This is a genomic window from Azospirillum sp. B506 (genome assembly GCF_000333595.1).
GTDB lineage: Bacteria > Pseudomonadota > Alphaproteobacteria > Azospirillales > Azospirillaceae > Azospirillum.
This window is the reverse complement of the sequence record NZ_BADK01000669.1, coordinates 1-8075: the sequence shown is the minus strand read 5'-3', so window position 1 is coordinate 8075 and position 8075 is coordinate 1. Positions and strand designations below refer to the sequence as shown.

General features: G+C 63.2%; 15 protein-coding genes. 4 read left to right on the top strand and 11 right to left on the bottom strand.

Annotation, left to right across the window (positions count from 1 at the left end; translation table 11 throughout):
- Nucleotides 1-18: 18 nt before the first annotated feature.
- From I71_RS20055 to I71_RS20005, 11 genes are all read right to left on the bottom strand, one after another.
- Entirely contained in the window at nt 19-1128 is a 1110-nt protein-coding gene (locus I71_RS20055; protein ID WP_159107411.1) for a recombinase RecT, read from the bottom strand.
- Nucleotides 1125-1982, bottom strand: coding sequence for a PD-(D/E)XK nuclease family protein (locus tag I71_RS20050; RefSeq protein WP_042697030.1), 858 nt, complete (start codon nt 1980-1982; stop codon nt 1125-1127). Before I71_RS20050 ends, I71_RS20055 begins: the two co-directional genes overlap by 4 nt.
- Entirely contained in the window at nt 1982-2296 is a 315-nt protein-coding gene (locus I71_RS20045) for a hypothetical protein (RefSeq protein WP_042697027.1), read from the bottom strand. The genes I71_RS20050 and I71_RS20045 overlap by 1 nt, the downstream gene beginning before the upstream one ends.
- 1 nt (nt 2297) lies before the next feature.
- On the bottom strand, nt 2298-2936 hold the full coding sequence (locus tag I71_RS20040; RefSeq protein ID WP_042697024.1) for a 3'-5' exonuclease: 639 nt from the start codon (nt 2934-2936) through the stop codon (nt 2298-2300).
- Nucleotides 2933-3172 carry a hypothetical protein gene (locus I71_RS20035; RefSeq protein ID WP_042697021.1) on the bottom strand — a complete coding sequence of 80 codons (240 nt, stop codon included), beginning with the start codon at nt 3170-3172 and terminating at the stop codon, nt 2933-2935. The genes I71_RS20040 and I71_RS20035 overlap by 4 nt, the downstream gene beginning before the upstream one ends.
- 1 nt (nt 3173) lies before the next feature.
- Nucleotides 3174-3539, bottom strand: coding sequence for a hypothetical protein (locus I71_RS20030; RefSeq protein ID WP_042697018.1), 366 nt, complete (start codon nt 3537-3539; stop codon nt 3174-3176).
- Between the two features lie 5 nt (nt 3540-3544).
- The gene (locus I71_RS20025; protein WP_042697015.1) at nt 3545-3865 is read right to left on the bottom strand and encodes a hypothetical protein; all 321 of its coding nucleotides are present in this window, start codon (nt 3863-3865) and stop codon (nt 3545-3547) included.
- Nucleotides 3866-3868: 3 nt separating this feature from the next.
- Nucleotides 3869-4210 carry a hypothetical protein gene (locus I71_RS20020; RefSeq protein ID WP_042697012.1) on the bottom strand — a complete coding sequence of 114 codons (342 nt, stop codon included), beginning with the start codon at nt 4208-4210 and terminating at the stop codon, nt 3869-3871.
- 3 nt (nt 4211-4213) lie between these two features.
- Nucleotides 4214-4444 carry a hypothetical protein gene (locus tag I71_RS20015; RefSeq protein WP_042697010.1) on the bottom strand — a complete coding sequence of 77 codons (231 nt, stop codon included), beginning with the start codon at nt 4442-4444 and terminating at the stop codon, nt 4214-4216.
- Nucleotides 4445-4740: 296 nt separating this feature from the next.
- On the bottom strand, nt 4741-5109 hold the full coding sequence (locus tag I71_RS20010; RefSeq protein ID WP_049976207.1) for a hypothetical protein: 369 nt from the start codon (nt 5107-5109) through the stop codon (nt 4741-4743).
- Between the two features lie 240 nt (nt 5110-5349).
- Nucleotides 5350-5550: a hypothetical protein gene (locus I71_RS20005; protein WP_042697007.1), complete on the bottom strand. Its 201-nt coding sequence runs from the start codon at nt 5548-5550 to the stop codon at nt 5350-5352.
- A gap of 167 nt (nt 5551-5717) precedes the next feature.
- On the opposite strand from I71_RS20005, the gene I71_RS20000 reads away from it, so the two are divergent.
- From I71_RS20000 to tcmP, 4 genes are all read left to right on the top strand, one after another.
- Complete coding sequence (locus I71_RS20000; protein ID WP_042697005.1) at nt 5718-6023, top strand: hypothetical protein; 306 nt, start codon at nt 5718-5720, stop codon at nt 6021-6023.
- A gap of 197 nt (nt 6024-6220) precedes the next feature.
- Nucleotides 6221-6715, top strand: a complete 495-nt coding sequence (locus I71_RS37595; protein WP_148294298.1) for an SHOCT domain-containing protein — start codon at nt 6221-6223, stop codon at nt 6713-6715.
- 94 nt (nt 6716-6809) lie between these two features.
- On the top strand, nt 6810-7145 hold the full coding sequence (locus tag I71_RS37590; RefSeq protein WP_148294297.1) for a hypothetical protein: 336 nt from the start codon (nt 6810-6812) through the stop codon (nt 7143-7145).
- A 135-nt stretch (nt 7146-7280) separates the two neighbouring features.
- Nucleotides 7281-8075, top strand: a 795-nt coding sequence (tcmP, locus tag I71_RS36210; protein ID WP_148294296.1) for a three-Cys-motif partner protein TcmP, incomplete at its 3' end; no start/stop codon positions are given.

Sequence of the window (8075 nt, the reverse complement as noted above, 5' to 3'; positions counted from 1 at the left end):
CCTCCGGTGGATGGGCGCTCAGGTGGCGGCGAACAGGTCGTCATCATCGGCCGGATCGGTGGTTGGGCCGCTGGTGCCGATCTCATCGTTCAGCACCTCGCCGGTCTCGGGATCGTGCGTCCTCGGGGCGGGGGCCGACTTCGGTTCGGGCTTGGGTTCCGCCTTCGATTTGGCGGCAGCCGGCTTCGGCTTCGCAGTTTCGGTCTTCTGTGGTTCAGGCTCGCCGTCACCATGGGTGTCGTCACCCTGGCCGCCCTCTTCATCCTCCGGCACTTCACCTTCGGGAAGGACGGTGAAGTCGCCATCCAGCACCCGGTCGAGGCCCTGGGTTTCTCCGCCTTCAGCCCGACCATCGAGCGCGACGGCGTTGGCGAGTTCGATCGACATGGGCAGGTACTTCGTCAGGCGGCGGATGACCGTCTTCTTGCCCATCTCCTCGTAGTTGCTGATCCACGGGGTGTTGGTTTTGCTGAAGCGCTTTGCGGTCTGGTAGCCCTGTGACCCGTCGCGGACCGCGTTGACCTCGGCGACCGACATGAACTCGAACTGGACGCCCCCGCCTTTCAACTTGGCGACGGCGTAGAAGCCGACGATCCTTCCCCGGTCGCCGCGCAGGAACGGCTTGTGAATGATCTGATCGGACGTGCCATAGTCGATGTCGAATTCGTCGCGCTCATGGACTACGCGAGACGACAGGCTCTCGATCTGGCCGGACCGGCGCGCAAGGTCGATCAGCCCTTTGTAACCGACGATGATCTGAACCTCGGTTGTCTGCTTTCTCCGGTTTTCGAAAGGGATCAGGTAGATGTGTCCCTGCGGCGTGTTCGGCTCCAAGCCCATCTGGGCGCAGACGACGACCGAGCCGAACAGGCTCTCGATGGTACAGTCCATCAGCTTGGGCGTGGTGCGAAGCGCACCGAGCGCGATCTTCATCATGCGTTCGGGCGTCATGTGCGCGGGGAGCAGTGCCTTCAACGTCTCCTTGTTGGCGTTGAAGAAACTGGCCACGGTGCCGCCGCCCGCCTGCTTGGCGACCAGCTTTCCGGCGCGGCGGATGTCCTCCGGTGCGCGGGCGGAAGCAAGTGACGGGCGATCCTGCTGTTCGGTTGTGGACATGCTGGCGGTCACTCCTCGATGGCGGCGTGTTCGCGGCAGAAGGACGTGCCCCACGCGGGGCACCATTTCGCCGAGCAGAGTTTGGAAGAGGGGTTGGCAACGAACGCCCACGGGTCGCCCGGCAGCAGATGCCGTTCCGGGTCGCCGTGACGGAAGGTGGTCAGGTCGCCCTCGATGTGGCGCAGCACATTGACCGCGGCCGTCTCGGCGGTGGCAACGTCGTAGCGGTGGACGGCGGCGTCGGGCTGGGGCTTCTTCAGCGGCACGCGCTGAATCCAGTCGACACAGGCTTCCGTCACCTCGATCCCGTTGGAGCGGGCGAGCAGGCTGTAGGAGCCGATCTGCGGCGCGTGGCAGCCCATCGTCTTGCCGCCCTTCAGGTCTCGGATGCGGCCGGGCTCGCGGGCGATGACGTCGGACTGTCCGGACAGGATGATGTCGGGTGTCACCTGCGCCTCCAGCCGCTCCTCCACGATCAGGGGCTGGACGTCGGGGGCGATCTGGTGCCGGTAGACCGCCACCATGCGCTTGGCCTGCTGCTCGGCCTCGTTCAGCGCCGGGGTCTCGCGGTCATAGGTGATGCCCGGCTCGGCGGCGCGGCGAAGCTCCTCGATGGCGGCCTCGGTGGCGACGTCGACTGGCGGCAGGCTGCCGGTGGCGGCCTTCTCCTTCAGGATCAGCGCCGCGGCGGCATGGACCCCGGTCCCGACGGCGGCGCCGACATTGGAGGGCAGGTCGCGCAGATCGAAGCCGGCCGCCGCGATCTCGGCCGGGAACAGCTTAGAGGCGGATCGGCGCGCGCAATCGGGATAGCCGGACAGGGAGGAAGAGCGGATGACGGTGGGGGCGCGGGAAGGGGCGTTCATCAGGGCGCTCCGTTCAGGATGAGTTCAGCCCGTTGGCGGAGGTTCGACGCCTTGTTTGCGAGAAATGCCGCATTGCGCCGTGCGGTGCGGACGAATCGGAAAAGCGCTGGAGCCGTGGTGGGCACAGCGATCGAGAGGTGGTCGTACGCCGTGGCGAACAGCAGTTCCTGCGCCTCCATCAGGTACGAGTGCTGGTGCCGGAACGGCAGGTCGTGGAACAGCAGACCGTCACGCGTCGCCCGCCGCTCAGCGACCATTTCCAGCACATCGAGCGGCAGGCTCGGGCCGTGGTATTCAAGGAGGCGGCAAGCCATATCAGACCGCCTCCGCCAGATCGGTGCCGGCCGGCGCCGGAACCGCGTTGCGATCCTGGATGGCGAACCACACCGCCTTGACGCCCATCACGTCGATCATGGCGTTGTGGGCGCCGGACAGCGGCTTGCCGGTGAAGAACTCGTAGGCCTCGCGCAGGTTCGCGCTCTTGTGATGGTTTCGGCCGGCTGCCTTCATCTTCTCGGTCGGCGGCAGCTTCAGGATCGGCGTGGATAGGATCTGGGTGCAGGCGGCAGGACCGCCTTTCCACTCGTCCGGATGGCAGATGCCGGCGAACCGCTTGAAGCCGATCCGCAGGATGCGCGCGTCGAAGCTCTCGTTGTGGGCGATGCGAAGCGAGGCGCGGCGCCACAGGGCCTCGAAGGCAGACAGGGCGACCATCTCAGGCACCCCCCCCTGTTCGGCGCGCTCCATGGTGATCCCGGTCAGCTCCTGCAGGTCGGGTGGAATGGTCCAGCCGTCGGGGCGCACCAGCAGGTCGAGGCTGGCGAGCTTGTTGCCGGCTTCGTCGGTCAGCAGCGCGGCGATCTGGGTGATGTGCGGCTGATGGGCGGCGTCCGAAGGCGCCTTGAAGTCCGGCAGGCCGGTCGTCTCCGTGTCGTAGAAGAGAAGCGTTTTCATGGGGCGGGCGTCTCCTGGGTCCAGCGCGCCTCATGCGCGCCGACGATGGCGTCAAGTTCGGCCTGTTCGGCCGGGGTGAGGCGGGCCAGCACGCCGACCATCAGCTCGGCGAGGCGGTTGTGCTGGGCGGCGGAATCGGACGAGATGCCGGTGATCAGCAGCACGCGGCCATGGAGATGGATCAGCGTGCCGTATGCGGTCTCGTCCGAGGGTGTGATGGTGTAGGGGCCGGCCATGTCAGGCAGCCTCCTCATCCGGCAGCGGGTGGACCACCGGATCCGGAAGGGCGATGCGGTGTCGCAGCAGGACAGCCCGGATGGAGGGCGTCAGCGCGTGACCGCCGGCGGTGGCGTTGCTGTCCAGCAGCGGGTCGAGGTCGGCGACGGCACGCAGGGCGGATTCGACGTCGGGCGCCACGCCGATCAGGGCGCCCGTCGGCAGGTGGTCGATGACGATGCGGCGATTCTCCCGGTCCCGGCGGATGCCGCAGCTCTGCCAGACCCAACCGCGGACCCGGCGGGAGCCTTCGGTGGTGATGACCCGGTAGGGTAGGACGGTCAGCTCGTCCCGGCCGATGGCCTTGGCATTGAGGGCGGTTTCCATGGGCCTCACTCCGCAGCGGCCGGCACGGACGGCCGGCGGGATTGAAATTCGGCAAGCTCCGACACGGCGGCCTTCCACTGCTGGAAGGCGTGCGCCAGCGTCCGGAGCTGGTAGGGCTGGAGGCTCCCGTCGCGGAGCCGCAGGCGAGCGGCGCCGAGGGCGTCGCCGTAGAGCTTGGCCGTCACGTCGCGCCGGGTCTGGAGGTCCAGCAGCCGCAGGGCATCGGCACCGTGCTCGATGGCGTAGACCTCGCGCCGGAACTGACGGTCGGTCAGGCCGCGAGCGTGCAGGTCGTTCAGCTGGGCGGAGGTGACGGGGCGACGCATCGATCACTCCGCCGCCAGCCGCTGGTGCGCCCGCTCCAGCTGGCGTTCCTTGCGCTCGTCGTGCCACCGCTCGTCGTGCTCGACGGCCTGCATCTGCATGGCTTCGCGCAGTTCCCGCGCCACCTTCGCCGCGGCCTCCTCTGCGGCCGGTTGCAACACCTTGCGCAGGATCTCATCCAGCACCGCGTTGCGCGGCGCCTGCCAGCGGTCGTCGATCAGGATGGCGACATCGAACACCTCGACCGCGTCGCCGAAGCCGGTATAGCTGCCGCGGATCTCATAGGCGGTGTCGTCGCTGGGGATGGGGCACCAGATGGTGGTGATGGTGGGGTGGGGCTTGCGCATAGATCAGCCTCCGATGCTGGCCGGCGTCACCCGGTCGAGCGCGTAGCAGCCGCTGATGCCGCGGAGGAAGATCACCGGGGTGTGGCCGCTCAGGACGTAAGCCTCGCTGGCGGTGACGGTCTGCACGACCTCTCCACTGTCCTTGCGAACCTTGACGGCAGAACCAATCGGCACATCACGGTTGAAGCGCTCGACGGTGCGGTTCATCTGGGAAAGCGTGGGGCGCTTGCGCATCGGGAAAGCTCCGCTCATGCGGTGGAATGGGGCGAGGGAGCCGGCCATCTATCTCAGGCGCCGACGCCGGCCAGGGGCCGATCCGTTGCCATGGCGAATGCAGGCGGTGGATCGGCTGACGCCGCGGCGTCCCTCTGACGCCTCAAGGCCGGCGACGGGCTTGCACCGTCCACCAGCCTGGAGGTTGCGGGCGTCCGGCCAAGGTCGCCCGCCGTTTTCCCACCTACTGCCGAGACATCCTTTCTTCGGTTGGTTGAGGGGTGCCGGGGATCACGCCCCGCCGGCGGGCGATGGGGTTACAGGGCCTCGATGGCCTCGCAGATGATCCGGTCAGCTGCGTCGCGGTCGAATTCTTTGCCGAAGGCATTCACGCCCACATTGCCGGGCACCAGCCCAGCGACGACGAGCGGTCGGTACAGGTCGTATTCCCAACCGCTATTGCCGAACGGGCGCTTCCCGTCGAAGCTCTCGCCCTTCTCCCAGACCCCCAGCAGCAGCCCCTTCAGGTAGTCGCGCACGGTGGCGGCATTGGCGTCGTTCTCCTGCATCGGCAGGTCGAGCGCGGACTTTCCAGCACAGGCTGCGGCGTATTCGATGTCGGCGATCTGCTGGTCCAGTTCGTCACGCCGGCGGCGGAGGTCGGCAAGTTCGCTGGGGTCGATCATGGCTCGGCTCTTTTTCGGTTGAGTGAAAGGCCCGGCTGACCGGGGGACGGTCACGCTGGGGATGCGTTGCCGGGCCTCTCACGGACTCAAACCCGACCCGCCGGGCGGAGCGGGTAACGGGCTGGAAGAAAGACCGCCGGGACCTCGGGGAAAGCCCCGGCGGTGAGGATCAGTTGGAGGAAACGCCCTGCGCCGAGGATGGCCGGCGCCGAGCAGGTGGACGCGGCGGGGCCGCGAAACTCAGGGCGCGAGCCGTTTGAAACCGTGCAGCTTCAGGTCTTGAACGGCGGCCAGCGGCACGAGGTGATAGCCGCGGGCGCAATAGGCGAAGCTGTCGCCGATGACGTAGCCGCCGCGCAGGGTGCCGCCGACGCGGGCTTCGGCGCAGTCGGCGCCGATGGTGAGCTGGTCGAAGGACCGGTAGTCGGTGGGAGGCTGCATGGCGGGCTCCGGGTGGAGGCGGGTGGGGTGTGGAGGGAACAGTAATGCGGGAAATTTCCCGCGTCAAGGGTTGTGCGGGAACTTTCCCGCATTTTCCTGGGTCGGCCGCCCTGCCATAGTCAGGTTGCGCTTATTCGCTGGCGCTCGCGTTCAAGTGGGGAATGGCGATGTGGTGGATCTTCAATGGCGCGTCCATGTTGGGGCCAGCTTTGGTGCTGGTCGGCTGGGGCTGGGGCCTCGCGCTGGCATTCTGGCTGGGGGCCACGCTCTGTGCATTCGACGAATTTATGGACGTTGCTTCAGGCGTACACCGTCTGCCGATCTTCGCTGTGGTTTTCACCGCCGCGGGTGCGGCGATTGGATCGCCTTGGATCGTTGGTGGCGTTCTCGGGCTAGCGGTCTGGACTGCAATCGGGTTCTTCGGGCAGTTCGCCACCAAGCGAGCAGCGGCGGGATATTGGGGGCTCGAATGAACGCATACCAACGGTCGGCGATATTTGCGTGCGCCTTAACTCTTGCATCCTGCCAAACAACAACGCCGTCGGCAACGAACACCACGGCCGCATTTGCCGCCTTCCCTATGACGTGCCCCTGGCGCGCAGCCTTCCCGGTTTCGGTCGAGTTCGCAGATGAATCGAACCGTTCAGACCTCCCGGCCGGATCAAAGCGCTTGGTGGTCAAAGGCAAAAGTCCTCTGCACCAGTATGCGATTGGATGTGTTTGCAATGATAAGTTCAACTTTTCTCGTGTCACGCAGAGCGACGCAGAGTCGCTGAACGACGGTGCTTTGAAGCCAGAAAAATGGCAGCGGTCTGGTGGGTATTTCAAAGAAACTGGATCAAGGAAGGAATACGAATACACGGCAACGCTTGATAATTTTATGGGAAGACTCATACGCAAAGGTCGCAGCCATTACCAAGGTAATTGCGCAACAACGGTTGAGGCTATGGCGCCCGTCTCCGATGAGGCTTCTGTCGATAGCTTCATCCGTTCGATTTGGGATGTCCGCGACGTTGGAGCCGCGCCAGCAGCGCCGGCCGTCTCTACGGCGCCAGCGACTTCCGCAGAAGCCCGCCTTGCCACCATCAAAGACCTCCTCGACCGCAAGGTGATCACCCAGCAGGAATACGACGAGCGCCGCCGCGCTATCCTGGGGAGCTTGTAATGGCTGATTTCCCCGGCAGCATTGCTGTCGCGATCAGTGCATGGTTCTGCCAAGAAGTTGATGGATCATGGGGACCGGAATAATGGAATACAGATTGGCTGTGCTGGCAATGGCGGTGATTACGCCGTTATCAACCGCCAACGCGGCGATATTCGGCGAAAAGATTCAATCAAGAGGCGGATATGCGTGCCTGTCTCCGGAGTTCTTTCGAGAGATCGACAGTGCAATGTCGCAGGCGAATGATAGATGGGCAGATGCTGTGGGGGAGTGCATTTACCTAAATGACGGCACCGATCTGATCGTTATTGACGAAAGCGGACCGTTTTATCGGGTAAGGATCATTAATCCGGCGGGGAATAGGCAAAGATATTGGATGTCCAAGAGCCTCGCCAAATCACCCTGCTACCTCGCAGGAGGGTGCGCCCAATGACAACCGCCATCACCGCCCGCGTCGCCGCCCTGGAGCTGCTGGTCGAGCAGCTGATCCTGGAGCGTGTCCAGCAGACCGAAGATCCAGACAAGCCTTGAGCGTCGGCATTGATTTGCAGAGAACAGAGGAGTGATTATGGGCGATCAGGTTCAACGTGATCACGGCGGCGAATGGACGCGATTAAAACTTGACTGTATTGAAGAGTACCTAAGGGCTTATAATGTCGCGCTTAAATTTCAGGACTTTCATCGCATCTACATTGATGCATTTTCTGGAACAGGGGAGCCCTACCAGATCAAGAGCCCCTCACCTTCTGCGGGCCAATCTTTTTTCGAAGTTTCTCCTGAAATTGAGCCTCAACAAGTTGAGTTCTTTCAAGGATCAGTTCGGCGTGCATTGGGCATAAAGGATGGGTTTCATTCGTTTAAACTCATAGAAAGCAAAAAGAAAAATGTGGAAAAACTCAGAAGGCTTGCTGAAGAGCCAGATTATGAAAATAAGGACATCGAGATAATTCACGGAGATGCAAATAGGTCTCTTCTTAACATATGCGCGACCATAGATTGGCATGGGAAAAAACATCCTGCTGGACGAAGGCATAGAGCAGTTCTTTTCCTGGATCCTTTCGGCTGCCAGGTGGATTGGTCAACTATACAGGCGGTGGCACGAACCAAGGCCATCGATATGTGGTATCTATTCCCCACAAGTGCCATCATAAGGCAGGTTCCTAAAAATAGGGAAATTCCTGCTGCATGGAAGGCGTGCCTTGATCGGTGCTTAGGGCCGGCCGAATGGATGAACGCATTTTATGAAGAGTCTCCAATAGGATCGCTCTTCGATTTTCTGCCAAATAATAAGGATCGCGTTGTTTCTTTTAAGGCGATCGAGGATTTTCTTATAAGGCAACTCTCAAAGGAATTCATTCAGAAA